This window comes from Kitasatospora sp. NPDC114501, assembly GCF_055633695.1.
Genome location: NZ_JBVKDS010000028.1, coordinates 23,517 through 38,955, shown reverse-complemented (window position 1 = coordinate 38,955; position 15,439 = coordinate 23,517). Strand labels below are relative to the sequence as shown.

At 72.9% G+C, this 15,439-nt stretch carries 14 protein-coding genes; 2 read left to right on the top strand and 12 right to left on the bottom strand.

The window, feature by feature from the left end; translation table 11 throughout:
* Nucleotides 1-19: 19 nt before the first annotated feature.
* The 7 genes from ACZ7RU_RS35730 to rimP form a co-directional block, all read right to left on the bottom strand.
* Complete coding sequence (locus ACZ7RU_RS35730; RefSeq protein WP_470345170.1) at nt 20-1,123, bottom strand: DHH family phosphoesterase; 1,104 nt, start codon at nt 1,121-1,123, stop codon at nt 20-22.
* Nucleotides 1,124-1,125: 2 nt separating this feature from the next.
* A complete protein-coding gene (gene rbfA, locus ACZ7RU_RS35725; RefSeq protein ID WP_470345169.1) occupies nt 1,126-1,566 on the bottom strand; it encodes a 30S ribosome-binding factor RbfA in 441 nt (146 codons plus the stop codon).
* A gap of 153 nt (nt 1,567-1,719) precedes the next feature.
* On the bottom strand, nt 1,720-2,016 hold the full coding sequence (locus tag ACZ7RU_RS35720; RefSeq protein WP_030311386.1) for a DUF503 domain-containing protein: 297 nt from the start codon (nt 2,014-2,016) through the stop codon (nt 1,720-1,722).
* A 151-nt stretch (nt 2,017-2,167) separates the two neighbouring features.
* The gene (gene infB, locus ACZ7RU_RS35715) at nt 2,168-5,287 is read right to left on the bottom strand and encodes a translation initiation factor IF-2 (protein ID WP_470345168.1); all 3,120 of its coding nucleotides are present in this window, start codon (nt 5,285-5,287) and stop codon (nt 2,168-2,170) included.
* Between the two features lie 229 nt (nt 5,288-5,516).
* Nucleotides 5,517-5,810 carry a YlxR family protein gene (locus tag ACZ7RU_RS35710; RefSeq protein WP_470345167.1) on the bottom strand — a complete coding sequence of 98 codons (294 nt, stop codon included), beginning with the start codon at nt 5,808-5,810 and terminating at the stop codon, nt 5,517-5,519.
* 75 nt (nt 5,811-5,885) lie between these two features.
* Nucleotides 5,886-6,887, bottom strand: coding sequence for a transcription termination factor NusA (gene nusA / locus ACZ7RU_RS35705; protein WP_470345166.1), 1,002 nt, complete (start codon nt 6,885-6,887; stop codon nt 5,886-5,888).
* Nucleotides 6,888-6,942: 55 nt separating this feature from the next.
* Complete coding sequence (gene rimP / locus ACZ7RU_RS35700) at nt 6,943-7,479, bottom strand: ribosome maturation factor RimP (RefSeq protein WP_401118581.1); 537 nt, start codon at nt 7,477-7,479, stop codon at nt 6,943-6,945.
* Nucleotides 7,480-7,697: 218 nt separating this feature from the next.
* Here rimP and ACZ7RU_RS35695 point away from each other — a divergent pair, with 218 nt between their 5' ends.
* Both ACZ7RU_RS35695 and ACZ7RU_RS35690 read left to right on the top strand, forming a co-directional pair.
* Nucleotides 7,698-8,687 carry a ferritin-like domain-containing protein gene (locus ACZ7RU_RS35695; RefSeq protein ID WP_470345165.1) on the top strand — a complete coding sequence of 330 codons (990 nt, stop codon included), beginning with the start codon at nt 7,698-7,700 and terminating at the stop codon, nt 8,685-8,687.
* A 73-nt stretch (nt 8,688-8,760) separates the two neighbouring features.
* Complete coding sequence (locus tag ACZ7RU_RS35690) at nt 8,761-9,678, top strand: aminoglycoside phosphotransferase family protein (RefSeq protein ID WP_470345164.1); 918 nt, start codon at nt 8,761-8,763, stop codon at nt 9,676-9,678.
* A 61-nt stretch (nt 9,679-9,739) separates the two neighbouring features.
* On the opposite strand, the gene ACZ7RU_RS35685 is transcribed toward ACZ7RU_RS35690, so the two are convergent.
* The 5 genes from ACZ7RU_RS35685 to dxr form a co-directional block, all read right to left on the bottom strand.
* Complete coding sequence (locus tag ACZ7RU_RS35685) at nt 9,740-10,288, bottom strand: GNAT family N-acetyltransferase (protein WP_470345163.1); 549 nt, start codon at nt 10,286-10,288, stop codon at nt 9,740-9,742.
* 115 nt (nt 10,289-10,403) lie between these two features.
* Nucleotides 10,404-11,279, bottom strand: a complete 876-nt coding sequence (locus ACZ7RU_RS35680) for a GNAT family N-acetyltransferase (protein ID WP_470345192.1) — start codon at nt 11,277-11,279, stop codon at nt 10,404-10,406.
* Between the two features lie 205 nt (nt 11,280-11,484).
* Entirely contained in the window at nt 11,485-12,645 is a 1,161-nt protein-coding gene (gene ispG, locus ACZ7RU_RS35675) for a flavodoxin-dependent (E)-4-hydroxy-3-methylbut-2-enyl-diphosphate synthase (protein ID WP_470345162.1), read from the bottom strand.
* Between the two features lie 142 nt (nt 12,646-12,787).
* On the bottom strand, nt 12,788-14,092 hold the full coding sequence (locus tag ACZ7RU_RS35670; protein WP_470345161.1) for a M50 family metallopeptidase: 1,305 nt from the start codon (nt 14,090-14,092) through the stop codon (nt 12,788-12,790).
* A 79-nt stretch (nt 14,093-14,171) separates the two neighbouring features.
* Nucleotides 14,172-15,413 (bottom strand): 1-deoxy-D-xylulose-5-phosphate reductoisomerase, encoded by a 1,242-nt coding sequence (gene dxr, locus ACZ7RU_RS35665; protein ID WP_470345160.1) that lies wholly within the window; start codon nt 15,411-15,413, stop codon nt 14,172-14,174.
* Nucleotides 15,414-15,439: the final 26 nt, after the last annotated feature.

The following is a 15,439-nucleotide window of genomic DNA, read 5'->3' as shown; positions in this document are numbered from 1 at the left end:
ACAACATCAGCAGAGACGATCAACGTACCGGTCGCAGGGCGCGCCGGAATCGCTCGACCACCGCGGCCACGTCCTCGCGGACGCTGAATCCGGCCGCGAAGACGTGGCCCCCGCCGCCCAGTTCGGCACAGGCCGCGGCGACGTCCACCGCGCCCTTGGACCGCGAGGAGCCGCGCAGCGTGCCGTCCGGGTCCTGCTTGAGCACCAGCGCCACCTCGGCCTCGGCCGGGCGGCGCAGGACGTCGATCAGCCCCTCGATCTCCTCGACCGTGACGCTGAACAGCGCGAGGTCCTGGTACGGCACCCAGGTCCACACCAGGCCCAGCCCGTCCGCCGCCTCCGGCTCGTAGACGGCCCGGTCGAGCGCGCCCGCGAGCACCTTGAGGTAGCCGAAGGAGGAGGTGTCCCACAGCTGCCGGGAGATCAGGTCGTGCCGGATGCCGGTGGCCAGCAGCCGGCCCGCCAGCTCGTGGGTGGCGGGCGTGGTGGCCCGGTACTTGAACGACCCGGTGTCGGTGGCGACACCGGTGTAGAGGCAGGTGGCCAGCTCCTGGTCGAGCTCGACGCCGAGCCGGCGCAGCAGTTCGTCGACCAGCACGGCGGTGGCCGGCGCGGTCGGATCGATCAACTGGTGGGTGCCGAAGCCCGGATTGGAGGCGTGGTGGTCGAACACCACCAGCACGGGCGCGGCGAAGGCCTTGTCGTGCAGCAGGCCGAGCCTGCTCTCCGCGGCCACGTCGAAGCAGAGCACCAGCTCGGGCTCGTCCGGCACCTCGGCGGCCGGGACGATCAGGTCCTGGCCGGGCAGGAAGGCCAGCGACTCCGGCACGATCTGCGGGTCGTCGCCGAAGGACACCCGCACCTGCTTGCCGAGCGCGCGCAGCGCCAGCGCGGCCGCCAGCGAGGAGCCCAGCGCGTCGCCGTCCGGGCAGATGTGGCAGATCAGGTCGATCGAACGGGCCCGTCCGATCTCCGCCACCACCTGCTGCCAGACCAGCTCGAACCCGCTCTCCTCGCTGCGCGGGGCCGGGAGCGCCGCGAGGGCACCCTCCACCGTGCTGGTGGAGGACGCCCCCGTGGTCGATCCGGCTCGCGAGGCGGCCCGGGCCGGCTCACCCGCCATGACTACTCGTCCTCGTCGTCACGCTCGGACGCCGGAACCCGGTACGGGTCCGCGTCGCCGGCGTAGCTCGCCCCCGCGGCCTGGGTACGCACGGCGGCGTCCGAGTTGCGGGCCCGGTCGAGCAGGTCGTCGATGTTCCGGGCGTTGTCCGGCAGCGCGTCCGCGACGAAGGTCAGCGTCGGGGTGAAGCGCACCCCGATCTTGCCGACCTCGGAGCGGATCACGCCCTTGGCGCTCTCCAACGCGGCCGCGGTGGCCTCGCGCTCGGTCTCGTCACCGAAGACGGTGTAGAAGACGGTGGCCTCGCGCAGGTCCCCGGTCACCCGGGTGTCGGTGATGGTCACGAACCCCAGCCGGGGGTCCTTGATCCGCCGTTCCAGGGTCTGGGCGACGACCACCTGGATGCGGTCGGCGAGCTTGCGCGCCCTTGCGGTGTCGGTCACGTTGCCTCCTCGTGCAGTGGGCCCGGTACCCGGGCGAGCTGCGCACCCGTCGGGGCCCATGCCCCAAAGTACCGGCCCGCGCCCGGCCTTGCGGGCGCTCTCGGTCCTGATCCGTGTGAGAACGGCGACTTCCGTCGGCCGGCTCCACGGTCCTCATTCGTCGTCGTCGTTGTGGTACCGCCTCCTCGCGGAGAGGAGCTGTACCTCGGGGCGGCCGGCGACCAACCGCTCACAGCTGTCCAGGACCTCGGTGACGTACCCGGCTTCGCCGGCCACCACCGCGAGGCCGATCTCGGCCCGGCGGTGCAGATCCTGGTTCCCGGTCTCGGCAGCGCACACGCTGTACTTGCGCTGCAGTTCGGCCACGATGGGCCGCACGATCGAACGCTTCTCCTTGAGCGAGTGGACGTCGCCCAGCAGCAGGTCGAAGGTGAGTGTTCCCACGAACATGTGTGACAGGTCTCGCCGACCTGGAAGGCCTCGGGGAGCAGCCCGCAACCGGGCTGACGCCGTTGTGTCTGACTACTCCCGGACCCTACACAGCGAGACCGGGGCCGGTCGACGGAAATACCACCCGTCGACCGGCCCCGGCTGACACCGACTAGGCGCGCGGCTTCTCGCGCATCTCGTAGGTCTCGATGATGTCCTCGACCTTGATGTCGTTGAACGACCCCAGGGTGACACCGGCCTCGAAGCCCTCGCGGACCTCGGTCGCGTCGTCCTTGAAGCGGCGCAGACCCTCGATGGTGAGGCTCTCCGCCACGACCTTGCCGTCGCGCAGCAGGCGGGCCTTGGCGTTGCGGCGGATGATGCCGTCGCGGACCAGGACACCGGCGATGTTGCCGAACTTGGAGGAGCGGAAGACCTCGCGGATCTCCGCGGCGCCGAGGCGCACCTCCTCGTACTCCGGCTTGAGCATGCCCTTGAGGGCGTTCTCGATCTCCTCGATCGCCTGGTAGATGACCGAGTAGTACCGGACGTCCACGCCTTCCTTGTCGGCCGCGGTACGCGCACGGCCTTCGGCGCGCACGTTGAAGCCGATGATGATGGCGTCCGAGCCCATCGCCAGGTCCACGTCGGACTCGGTGATGGCACCCACACCGCGGTGCAGGACCCGGAGCTCGACCTCCTCGCCCACGTCCAGCTTGACGAGGGCGTCCTCGAGGGCCTCGACCGAACCGGAGACGTCACCCTTGATGATGAGGTTGAGCTGCTCGATGGAGCCGGCGGCGATGGCCTTGTCCAGGTCCTCCAGGGACACCCGGACCCGACGCTGCGCGAAGGCGGCGTTGCGGTCGCGGGCCGAGCGCTTCTCGGCGATCTGACGGGCGGTGCGGTCCTCGTCGACGACGATGAAGCTGTCGCCGGCGCGGGGCACCGAGGTCAGGCCGAGCAGCAGCACCGGACGGGACGGGCCGGCCTCGGAGAGGTTGTTGCCGTTCTCGTCCAGCATCGCGCGGACACGGCCGTAGGCGTCGCCCACGACGATCGAGTCGCCGACGCGGAGGGTACCGCGCTGCACGAGCACGGTCGCCATGGCGCCGCGGCCCTTGTCCAGGTGCGCCTCGATGGCGATACCCTGCGCGTCCTGCTCGGGGTTCGCCCGCAGGTCCAGCGAGGCGTCCGCGGTCAGGACCACGGCCTCCAGCAGCTGGTCGATGTTGAGGCCCTGGCGGGCGGAGATGTCGACGAACATGGTGTCGCCGCCGTACTCCTCGGCCACCAGACCGAACTCGGTCAGCTGACCGCGGACCTTGGTCGGGTCGGCGCCCTCGACGTCGATCTTGTTGACGGCGACCACGATCGGCACACCCGCGGCCTTGGCGTGGTTCAGCGCCTCGACCGTCTGCGGCATGACACCGTCGTTGGCCGCGACCACCAGGATCGCGATGTCGGTGGACTTGGCACCACGGGCACGCATGGCGGAGAACGCCTCGTGACCCGGGGTGTCGAGGAAGGTGATCGGGCGCTCTTCGCCGTTCACGATGGTGGCCACCTGGTACGCACCGATGTGCTGGGTGATGCCACCGGCCTCGCCCGCGACCACGTTGGACTTGCGGATCGCGTCCAGCAGGCGGGTCTTACCGTGGTCGACGTGACCCATGACGGTGACGACCGGCGGGCGCGGGGCCAGCTGGTCCTCGTCGCCCTCGTTGGCACCGAAGTCGATGTCGAACGACTCCAGCAGCTCGCGGTCCTCGTCGTCCCGGCTGACGATCTCCAGCTGGAAGCCCATCTCGCCGGCCAGCAGCTCGAGGGTCGCGTCGGAGACCGACTGGGTCGCGGTGACCATCTCACCGAGGTTGAACATGACGGAGACGAGCGCGGCCGGGTTGGCGTTGATCTTCTCCGCGAAGTCCATCAGCGAGGCGCCGCTCGACAGGCGAACGGTCTGGCCGTTGCCGCGAGGCAGCATCACACCGCCGACGGACGGGGCCTGCATGGCCTCGTACTCCTGGCGCTTCGCCCGCTTCGACTTGCGGCCACGCGCCGGGCGACCGCCCGGGCCACGACCGAAGGCGCCCTGCGTGCCACCACGGGCACCCGGGCCGCCGGGACGACCGCCGAAGCCGCCGGGACGCGGGCCGAAGCCGCCGCCGCCACCGGGGGCACCGCCACCGGGACGCGGGCCGCCGAAGCCGCCGCCACCGGCCGGACGCGAGCCCGGACCGGCCGGACGACCCTGGAAGCCGGGACGGGCGCCACCGGCACCCGGACCACCCGGACGGCCACCGGGGCCACCCGGACCACGGCCACCCGGACCCGGACGCGGGCCGGCCGGACGCTGCGGCATCATGCCCGGGTTCGGGCGCGGCATGCCGGACGGGGTCGGGCCGCCGGGACGCGGCGCGGCCGGACGGGGCATGCCGTCGGGACGCGGAGCACCACCCGGACGGGGGGCACCGGCACCGGGGGCACCGGCGGGACGCGGACGGTCGCCACCCGGACGGGGGGCACCGGCACCGGGGGCACCGGCGGGACGCGGACGGTCGCCGCCCGGACGCGGCGCACCGGCACCCGGGGCACCGGCGGGACGCGGACGGTCGCCACCGGGACGCGGCGCACCGGCACCCGGGGCACCGGCGGGACGCGGACGGTCGCCGCCCTGACCGCCCTGACGGCGGTCGCCGGGACGGCCCATGCCGGTGGCGCTACCCGAGGTGAACGGGTTGTTGCCCGGACGCGGGCCGGCCGGACGCGGGCCCGGACGGGCGCCGCCGGAGGCCTGGCCACTCGGGCGCGGGGCCTGGGTGGACGGGCGCGGGGCGTCGCCGGCCGGAGCCGGCGAGGAGAACTCGGCCGCGGGCGCGGCCGGGGCCGCCTGAGCGGCGGGACGCGCGGCCGGGCGCGGGCCCGGAGTCGGCGCGCCCGGCTTCGGGGCGGCAGGGGCTGCGGCCGGCGCGGAAGGCGCGGCGGCAGCCGGGGTCGGACGGGGACCAGGCGCCGCGGCGGGGCGCGGACCCGGGGTGGGAGCCCCCGGCTTCGGGGCACCCGAGCCGGCGGCGGGGGAGGGCGCCGCGGTCTTCCGCGGGCCCGGCTTGGCAGCGGAGCCACCAGTGGGGGCCACACCAAGCGCGTCAGTCAACTTGCGCACGACCGGCGCCTCGATCGTCGAGGACGCCGAACGAACGAACTCGCCGAGCTCGGTGAGCTTGGCCATGACGGCCTTGCTCTCCAAGCCAAGCTCCTTGGCGAGTTCATAAACCCGGACCTTAGCCACTTCACTCCTGTCTATGAGTCCGGGGGTCTCGTCCGCCGGACTGTCGCTACTTCATGGGCGTACCCATCGCGTACTCATCGCGTACTCATCGAGTGCTCATCGCAATCTCGACCTACTTCCACATCGCGAGGTACCTGACTGGTGGCACGGCGCGCGGCTGCCCGAACGCTGTGCTTGTTGCGGTGGTTCTCCGCCGCGCGAGCGGCGGCCGTCGCGGGAGGCGGCCCTGCTAGGGGGCTTCGCCAGCCCGCTCCCCGATGAACCCGCGGAGCCGCTCCGTGTCGAGCGTGCCCTGGAGCCGGAAGGCCCGGGGGAACGCCCGACGGCGGACCGCGAGGTCGAGGCAGGCCGGATCGGGGTGCAGGTGAGCGCCCCGGCCCGGGAGTGTGCCACGGGGATCAGGGACGCACTCGCCCTCGACCGCCGTGACACGCAACAGCTGGTGCTTGGCCGCGCGCTTGCGGCAGCCCACGCAGGTGCGCTCCGGGCGTGCTCGGACGGGCGTCCGGCCAGACGAAGGCAAGTCTACCCCTCCGAGGCGACATGGCGCCGCCCGTCGGTCCCGGAGGACCGACGGCGACACCTACGACAACACTGATTACCGGGCCTGCGATTCCTCGGACTGCCCCTCGGTGTCCGGCCGGATGTCGATCCGCCAGCCGGTCAGACGGGCGGCCAGGCGGGCGTTCTGCCCCTCCTTGCCGATCGCCAGCGACAGCTGGTAGTCCGGCACGATCACCCGGGCGGAACGCTGGGCGGCGTCCACGATCTCCACACTGGTCACCCGTGCGGGCGACAGGGCGGCGGCCACCATCTCCCGGGGGTCCTCCGACCAGTCGACGATGTCGATCTTCTCGCCGTGCAGCTCGCCCATCACCGCGCGCACCCGGGAGCCCATCGGGCCGATGCAGGCGCCCTTGGCGTTCAGGCCCTGGCGGCGCGACCAGACCGCGATCTTGGTCCGGTGGCCGGCCTCACGGGCGATCGCCGCGATCTCCACGCTGCCGTCCGCGATCTCCGGGACCTCCAGCGCGAAAAGCTTCTTGACCAGGCTCGGGTGGGTGCGCGACAGCGTCACCGAAGCGCCGCGCACACCCCGGCGCACGGCCACCACGTAGCACTTCAGCCGGGTGCCGTGCCGGTAGTCCTCGCCCGGGACCTGCTCCTGCGGCGGCAGGATGGCCTCCAGCTTGCCGATGTCGACCAGCACGTTCTTCGGGTCGTTGCCCTGCTGGACGACACCGGTGACGATGTCGCCCTCCTTGCCCGCGTACTCGCCGAAGGTCTGGTCGTCGGCGGCGTCGCGCAGGCGCTGCATCATCACCTGGATGCCGATGCTGGACGCGATCCGGCCGAAGCCGTTCGGGGTGTCGTCGAACTCCTTCGGCTCGACGCCCTCGTCCAGCTCCGCCGGGTCCTCCATGGCCCACACGGTGACATGGCCGCTCTTGCGGTCCAGGTGCACCCGGGCCCGGCGGCGCGAGCCCTCGGTGCGGTGGTACGCGGTGAGGAGGGCGGACTCGATGGACTCGACCAGCAGGTCGAAGGGGATGTTCTTCTCGTTGACCAGCGTGCGCAGGGCACTCATGTCGATGTCCACGGCTACGCCTCCTCGTCTTTCGTCACGTTCGTCATGGTCGTACGGCACCCGGGGGTCACTCGGCGCCGTCCTCCCCCTCGTCGAAGTCCGCGGCCTCGTCCAGGAGCTCGTCGTCCTTGCGGTTGAACTCGACCTGGACGCGCGCCCGGTCGACCTCCGCGTACGCCAGACGGCGCTCCTTCGGGCGGCCGCGGCCCTTCACCGGCTGCACCTCGACCAGGGCGCCGTCCTCGTCCGCCTCCAGCACCCGGGCGACGATCTCCCCGCCGTCCACCAGGTGGATCCTGGCCAGCCGGCCCTCGGCCCGCTGCCAGTGCCGGGGCAGGACCAGCGGACGCTCCGCACCCGGCGAGCCGACCTCCAGCAGGTACGCGTCGTCCCCCATCAGGTCCGACTCGTCCAGGGCCGCACCGACCACCCGGCTGAACTCGGCGATGGCGTCCATGTCCACACCGCCGTCGGTGTCGACGTCGATCTGCACCTGCCGGCGGCTGCCCGCCCTGGTGACCCTGACGTCCTCGAGGTCCAGGCCGGCCTGCTCGGCCAGCGGCTCCAGCAACGCTCGCAGCCGGTCGGTGTGGGTGGTGCTCATCCGGGTGGACTCCTCGGCCGCGTCTGCTGTTGTCAGAAGGTCGCCCCGCACCCCCGGTGCCACACCGGATCACGGCAGCTCGGCCCAAAGCCTATCCGGTCAAGACCCCAACCACCGATTCCGGACCGCCGCCCACCGCCCGCACGCCACCCACTGCGAGCAAGCTCACACCCGGCACGGCATCCCCGGACCCGGCCCGGGAACGTGGGGATTCTGTAATGATTCACGCCAACGAGGGCAGCGGGGAGGCCGTCCTCCCGTACCCGTCCGGAGTGACCCCGATGCAGCCGCCCAGCCGACGGACCTTCCTGGCCCTCGGACTGCTCACCGCCCTCACCGCGTGCACCGCCGACCCCCACGGCGCCCGGCCGGCCGGCCCCACCCCGACCCGCGACCCGGACGCCCCCGCCCGGCTCCGCGCGATCGCCGACACCGACCTGCTGCTCGGCGCCTACGACGACCTGCTCGCCGTCCCGGGCGCCCAGACCGCCCTCCTCCAGCCCCTGCGCGACGACACCGCCCAGCACCGCGCCGCCCTCGCCCAGGGCCTGCCGACCGCGAGCCCCTCCCCCACCGGCACCCCGGTCCGCTCCCTGCCCACCCTCCCCGAGCTGGCCCTCATGGAGCGCCGGACCGCCGAGTCCCGCCTCAACGGCTTCGACGAGGTCAGCCCGGCCCTCGCCCGGCTGCTCGCCGCCGTCTCCGCCTCCAACGCCCTGCACGCCGCGGCCCTCGGCGACCAGACCCCCGTCCGGACCCCCGACGGCCGCACCGAGGCCGCACCGGCCACCAGGACCGCCGCCGTCCCCGCCCTGCAGACCGCCCTCGGCGCCGAACACGCCGCCGTCTACGGCTACGGCGTGGTCGGCGCCCACCTCCCCGACGACCCCCAGCGCGCCGACGCCCGCACCGCCCACGCCGCCCACCAGGCCCAACGCGACGCCTGGCAGCGCCTCCTCACCACCTTCACCGCCGCCCCCACCCCCGCCGCCGGCGGCTACCAGCTCCCCTTCCCGGTCGCCTCCCCCACCGACGCCGCGAAACTCGCCGTCCACCTGGAGACCCGCCTGACCACCGCCTACGCCGACCTGGTCACCGCCCTCCCCGCCCCCTACCGTCCCCTCGCCGCCACCGCCCTCCGCGAAGCCGCCCTCCGCGCCCGCCACTGGGGCGCCCCGGCCACCCCCTTCCCGGGCCTCCCCGCCTGACCCCATGCCCCCGGCGGGCGCGCGGGGCGAAGCCCGCACGCCCGCCCCGCCCCCGAACCCCGACAATGGACCCATGTCGGGAGCCGAACCCACCATCACCGTCCCCAGCTGGCTGACGGACACCGCCACCGCCACCCACGGCGACGCCGCCCGCCGGTGGCTGGCCACCCTGCCCGCCCGGGCCGCCACCCACCTCGCCGCCTGGAACCTCACCCTGGAACGGGTCCTCGACCCCGGCGGCAGCCTCAGCCTCGTCGCGTACGTCCACCGCGACGACCTCTCCCCCGCCGTCCTCAAGATCGGCCTGCCCACCCCCGAGACCGACCACGAGCACGCCGCCCTCACCCACTGGGCGGGCCGGGGCGCCGTGCTCCTCCTCGACGCCGTCCCCGCCGAGGGCGTCCTCCTGCTCGAACGCCTCCACGGCGAGATCCCGCTGCGCTCCCTCGCCGAGCCCAAGGCCATGCTGGAGGCCACCAGCCTGCTGCACCGCCTCTGGACGGAGCTTCCCGAGGGCCACCCCTTCCCCGCCCTCTCCCAGCGGATCGCCACCACCGCCGGCCTCGCGGAACACCCCCGTCCGGCGACCGCCGAAGCACGGCAGCTGGTCGCCGAGGCCCTGGACACCGCGCGCGACCTGGCCGGCTCCGCCACCGAGTCCTTCCTCCTGCACGGCGACTTCCACCACGGCAACGTCCTGGCCGCCGACCGCGCCCCCTGGCTGGCCATCGACCCGCGCCCGCTCGCCGGCGAACGCGCCTACGACCTAGCCCGCCTGGTCCTGGACCGCGCCGACACCCTGCTCGGCTCCCCCGGAGCCCCCGCCGCCGTCCGCCGCAGGCTGGGCCGGCTCTCCGAGGCCCTCGAGGTCGACCAGGACCGCCTCCGCGGCTGGACCCTCTTCCGTGCCGTCGACCTCGCCCTCCGCGCCCTCGGCGCGGACCGCCGCGAGGACGCCGAGCTGTACCTCGAGTTCGCCAACTCCCTCTAGCCCGAAGCCCCTTGCCCTTCGCTCCCGGACCCTTGCCCTTCGTTCGCAGGCGCTCGGGCCGCTACGCCCCGGCCCCCCGCAGCGGCAACCGGGCCCCCATCACCGCGTACAGCCGGTCCGTCGCCGGGAACCGCACCGCCCGCGCCAGGTCCCGGTACCCCAACCCCCGGTACAGCCGCCGCGCCGGTGTCTCCGCGTCGATCGCCGACAGGATGCTCCGGTCGAGTCCCGACCGCTCGCACAGGGTCCGGATGAGCCGTGACCCGACCCCGTGCCCCTGGAACTCCGGCAGCACGTGCAGCTCGGTGACGGCGAACACCCCGTCCAGCCAGTCCCCGTGCCCCTTCGCGGCCAGGTAGGGCTCGATCACCGTGCTCCACCAGTGCTCCCGCTGGTTGGGCATCCCGTAGCCGAACCCGACCAGCCGCCCGCCGCTCATCGCCCCGAGCGCGATCACCCCCGGCTGCTGGGCGTGCCGCCCCACGATGTGCAGCCGTACCGCGACCTCCTCGGGCGTCAGCCCGAACGCCACCGCCTGGACCTCCAGCGCCTGCGGCGCCCAGGCCGCAAGGTCGATGGCCTCGATCGTCACCCCGGTCAGCTGATCCATGCCCCGGACGTTACTACCAGCGGCCCCGCGGCGCGGCCGAAGATCCCGACAGCCCTTCGCGCAGCTTGCTCGACCCGCGCGGAACGGCGTCCTCGGCCCGCTGGGGACAGCGCGCTCAGAACAGCACGCTCATGAACGCCCCGACCTCCTGGAACCCCACCCGCCGGTACGCGGCCCGGGCCCGCAGGTTGAAGTCGTTGACGTACAGCGACACCACCGGCGCCACCTCCCGCAGCGCGACATCCAGGACCGCCGCCATCCCCGTCTCGGAGAGGCCCTGCCCCCGGTGCTCCGGAGCGACCCAGACCCCCTGGATCTGGCAGGCCCCCTCCGTCACCGCCCCGATCTCCGCCTTGAAGACGACCTGCCCGTCCTCCCCGAACCGCGCGAACGACCGGCCGGTGGAGACGAGTTCGGCCACCCGGGCCTGGTAGAGGAGCCCGCCGTCCCCCGCCAGCGGCGACACCCCCACCTCCTCGGTGAACATCGCCACGCACGCCGGCATCAGCGCCTCGACCTCGTCCCGCCGCACCCTGCGCACCAGCGGGTCCGGCGCGATCTCCGCCGACGGCACCGCGGTCGCCAACAGCGGCTGGTGCGCCCGCACTTCCCGGGCCGGCCCCCAACTGCGCTCCAGCAGCGCCCAGAAGGACGCCGTGGCCGCCGCCGGCCCGACGATCGAGGAGCAGCGGCGTCCCTGTCGGCGGGCCCGCTCCGCGAACGCCGCGACCGCCACCGGACCGGCGTTGACCAGGACCAGGTTCGCCCCGGCGTAGCAGAGCGCGTCCAGCACCCCGTCCGCGTCGTACCAGCCCCACAGCTCCCCGCCGAGCCGCCACGGGTCCAGCCCGACGGCCTCGACCCTGGTCGCGACGAACGCGTTGGCGACCGGGTCGCGGTGGAGGATCTCCAGGGCGCCCGGGAGGTCCGGCGGCTCCAGCACCCGGGTGGTGGCCAGGGCCCGGGCGGCCTGGAAGGAGCTCGGGAGCATCACACCTCGATCGAGCATCGAGACAGCACCTCACTGAGACGACTCTGGCCGCACCCTACTCCGTGGCCCCACCCGGCTACGGCCGCGGGGCCGTCCGCGAACGGACGGCCCCGCCTCCGGAAATCACCGCGCGGGCGTTCCCGCGCGGTCAGGACAACCTACGGCTGTCGGAACACGCCACGCGGGGTTCGCTCCCCGCGACCGGTCACTCCCCCGCGACCACGGTCGGCGCCCCCGCCTCGACACCCGCCTCCTGCATCTGCTCGGCGAGCTTGAGCGCCTCCTCGATCAGGGTCTCGACGATCTTCGACTCCGGAACGGTCTTGATGACCTCGCCCTTGACGAAGATCTGCCCCTTGCCGTTGCCGGAGGCGACCCCGAGGTCGGCCTCGCGGGCCTCGCCCGGCCCGTTCACGACGCAGCCCATGACGGCCACCCGCAGCGGCACCTCCATGCCCTCCAGCCCGGCGGTGACCTCCTCCGCGAGCTTGTAGACGTCCACCTGGGCGCGCCCGCAGGACGGGCAGGAGACGATCTCCAGGCCGCGCTCGCGCAGCCCGAGCGACTCCAGGATCTGGTTGCCGACCTTGATCTCCTCGGCCGGCGGGGCGGAGAGCGAGACCCGGATGGTGTCGCCGATGCCCTCGGCCAGCAGCGCGCCGAAGGCGACCGCCGACTTGATGGTGCCCTGGAAGGCCGGCCCGGCCTCGGTCACGCCGAGGTGCAGCGGGTAGTCGCACGCGGCGGCGAGCTGGCGGTAGGCGTTGATCATCACGACCGGGTCGTTGTGCTTGACCGAGATCTTGATGTCGCGGAAGTCGTGCTCCTCGAACAGCGAGCACTCCCACAGCGCCGACTCGACCAGCGCCTCCGGGGTGGCCCGGCCGTACTTCTCCATCAGGCGCTTGTCCAGCGAGCCGGCGTTGACGCCGATCCGGATCGGCACGCCCGCGTCCTTGGCGGCCTTGGCGATCTCGCCGACCTTGTCGTCGAAGGCCTTGATGTTGCCCGGGTTCACGCGCACCGCCGCGCAGCCGGCGTCGATCGCCGCGAAGACGTACTTCGGCTGGAAGTGGATGTCCGCGATGACCGGGATCTGCGACTTCTTGGCGATGATCGGCAGCGCGTCGGCGTCGTCCTGCGAGGGCACGGCGACCCGGACGATCTGGCAGCCGGACGCGGTGAGCTGGGCGATCTGCTGGAGCGTGGCGTTGATGTCCGAGGTCACGGTGGTGGTCATCGACTGCACCGAGACCGGGGCGTCGCCGCCGACCGGGACGTTGCCGACCATGATCTGCCGGGAGTAACGGCGCTTGGCCAGCGGCTTGAGCGGCAGGGACGGAATACCGAGCGAGATCGCGGTCATGTGCGCAGGGTTCCCCGGGGTTGAGGTGTGGTCGACCGCCCGGCCGTGACACGGCCGAGGCCGGGCGCGCTGTGATCGCGCACCCGGCCTCCACGGTACGGCACCGCAACGGCGCCCAGCACACCCGCCGTACCCGAACGTCCTAGCCGATCTTCACCGGGTTCACCAGGTCGGCGACCATCACCAGCAGGGTGAAGCCGATGAAGACGCTGGCCACCACGTACGCCACCGGCATCAGCCTGGCGACGTCGAACGGGCCCGGGTCGGGCCGCCGGAACAGTCGTGCGAAGCGGCGGCGGACCGCCTCCCAGGCCGCGCCGGCGATGTGCCCGCCGTCCAGCGGGAGCAGCGGCAGCATGTTGAAGAGGAAGAGCGACAGGTTGATCCCGGCCAGCAGGTTCACGAAGACCGCGATCCGCTGGGTGGCCGGGATGTCGAGCGAGATGACCTCGCCGCTGACCCGGGCGGCGCCGACCATGCCGATCGGCGAGTCCGGATCGCGCGGGGCGTCGCCGACGACCGCGTTCCACAGCCCGGGGATCTTGCCGGGCAGGGCGATCAGCGACTTCACCCCGTTCTCGGTCATGTCGTACATCCGGTCGAGCGACTGCCCGAAGCCCAGCTGGACCACACCACTCGCGGGAGTGAATCCGAGGAACCCGGCCTGGACGGTCTGGCCCCTGACCGGGACGTTGTCGTCGTCGTACTTCTGGACGTCGTTGACCGCGATGGTCGGGGTGAGGGTGTGCTGCTGCCCGTCCCGCTCGACCACCACCGGCACGGTCCGGCCGGCCGACCTGCGGATGTCCTCCTGGAGCTGGTCGTAGGTGCGGATCCGGTCGCCGTCGAAGGAGAGGATCCGGTCGCCCGCCTTCAGCCCGGCCTGGGCGGCCGGGGTCTGCGGGGCGCCCTCCGGGCAGCTGTCGGTGGGCTGGCCCGCCTTGACCACGCACTGGGCGACGGTCTTGACCGTCGGCACGCTCATCTGGACGCCGAAGCCCATCATGACGGTCAGGAAGAGCCCGAACGCCAGGATCAGGTTCATGAACGGCCCGGCGAACATGACGATCATGCGCTTCCACGGCTTGCGGGTGTAGAAGAGCCGGCTCTCGTCGCCCTCCTGGAGCTCCTCGTAGGAGGCCTCGCGGGCGTCCTCGATCATGGTGCGCCAGGGCGAACTGCTGCGCTTGGTGATCCGGCCGTCATCGCCCGGCGGAAACATCCCGATCATCCGGATGTACCCGCCGAACGGGATCGCCTTGATGCCGTACTCGGTCTCGCCCTTCCGGCGCGACCAGAGGGTCGGGCCGAATCCGACCATGTACTGCGGCACCCGGATGCCGAACAGCTTGGCCGTGGAGAGGTGGCCGAGTTCGTGCCAGGCGATCGAGATCAGCAGCCCGATGACGAAGACCAGGATGCCGACCACCGTCAAAACCGTTGCCACCGCTGGTCCTCCGTCATGCCGCTCCGCTCATCGTCTCGTCCTACCGCAATCATGGCCGCCGACCGGCGTCGGCCGGTCGTCAACCGGCCGCCAGCTCGCGGGCCCGGGCGCGCGCCCAGTCCTCCGCGTGCAGGACGTCCTCCACCGTCAGGGAAGTTCCCGACGACGGACCGCCGTCCCGCTGGCCGTGCTCGGCCACGACCTTGGCAACAGTGTCCACGATTCCGGTGAAGGCGAGGCGGCCCTTCAGGAACGCCTCCACACACTCCTCGTTGGCCGCGTTGAAGACCGCCGGGCTGGTACCGCCCAGGGTGCCCACCTCGCGGGCCAGTTCGACCGCCGGGAAGGCCTCGTCGTCCAGCGGGAAGAACTCCCAGGTGGCGGCCTTGGTCCAGTCGCAGGCGGGGGCGGCGTCCGGCACCCGGTCCGGCCAGCCCAGGCCCAGCGCGATCGGCATCCGCATGTCCGGCGGGCTGGCCTGGGCCAGGGTCGAACCGTCGGTGAACTCGACCATCGAATGCACCACCGACTGCGGATGGACCACGACCTCGATCCGGTCGAACGGCACGTCGTACAGCAGGTGCGCCTCGATCACCTCCAGGCCCTTGTTCACCAGGGTGGCCGAGTTGATCGTGACGACCGGGCCCATCGCCCAGGTCGGGTGCGCCAGCGCGTCCTGCGGGGTCACCCCGGCCAGCTGCTCACGGGTGCGGTCGCGGAACGGGCCGCCGCTGGCGGTCACCACCAGCTTGCGCACCTCCGCCCGGGTGCCGCCGGCCAGCGCCTGGAACAGCGCGGCGTGCTCGGAGTCCACCGGCACGATCTGGCCAGGCTTCGCCACCGCCTTCACCAGCGGACCGCCGACGATCAGCGACTCCTTGTTCGCCAGCACCAGCACCCGGCCCGCCGTCAGCGCGGCCAGCGTCGGCCGCAGGCCGATCGAACCGGTGATGCCGTTCAGCACCGAGTGGCACTCCAGCGCGGCCAGCTCGGTCGCCGCGTCCGGGCCCACCAGCACGGTCGGCAGCGGACGGCCCGCCGACTTCGCGGCCAGTGCCTCGCGCAGCGCCGGCTCGGCCGCCGGATCCGCCACCGCCACGGTGTGCACGCCCAGCCGCACCGCCTGCTCGGCGAGCAGCTCCACCCGGCCGCCGGCCGCCGACAGGGCGACCACCCGGAAACGGTCCGGGTTGCGGAGCACCACGTCGATGGCCTGGGTGCCGATCGAACCGGTGGACCCCAGGATCACCAGCTCCCGGGGGCCGGAGGGGTCCGCCACGGTGGGCGTGAAGCGCAGCTGCGGGTGGGCGAGCGAAGTCATGCGCCCATTGTGTCCTGTTCGCGTGT

Bases quoted from the DNA above. Each gene is read 5' to 3' on its own strand.
- ACZ7RU_RS35730 (WP_470345170.1), bottom strand. From the start codon at position 1,123: ATGGCGGGTGAGCCGGCCCGGGCCGCCTCGCGAGCCGGATCGACCACG.
- dxr (WP_470345160.1), bottom strand. From the start codon at position 15,413: ATGACTTCGCTCGCCCACCCGCAGCTGCGCTTCACGCCCACCGTGGCG.
- ispG (WP_470345162.1), bottom strand. From the start codon at position 12,645: ATGACCGCGATCTCGCTCGGTATTCCGTCCCTGCCGCTCAAGCCGCTG.
- ACZ7RU_RS35695 (WP_470345165.1), top strand. From the start codon at position 7,698: ATGATTCACGCCAACGAGGGCAGCGGGGAGGCCGTCCTCCCGTACCCG.
- ACZ7RU_RS35680 (WP_470345192.1), bottom strand. From the start codon at position 11,279: ATGCTCCCGAGCTCCTTCCAGGCCGCCCGGGCCCTGGCCACCACCCGG.
- ACZ7RU_RS35690 (WP_470345164.1), top strand. From the start codon at position 8,761: ATGTCGGGAGCCGAACCCACCATCACCGTCCCCAGCTGGCTGACGGAC.
- ACZ7RU_RS35720 (WP_030311386.1), bottom strand. From the start codon at position 2,016: ATGTTCGTGGGAACACTCACCTTCGACCTGCTGCTGGGCGACGTCCAC.
- rimP (WP_401118581.1), bottom strand. From the start codon at position 7,479: ATGAGCACCACCCACACCGACCGGCTGCGAGCGTTGCTGGAGCCGCTG.
- ACZ7RU_RS35685 (WP_470345163.1), bottom strand. From the start codon at position 10,288: ATGGATCAGCTGACCGGGGTGACGATCGAGGCCATCGACCTTGCGGCC.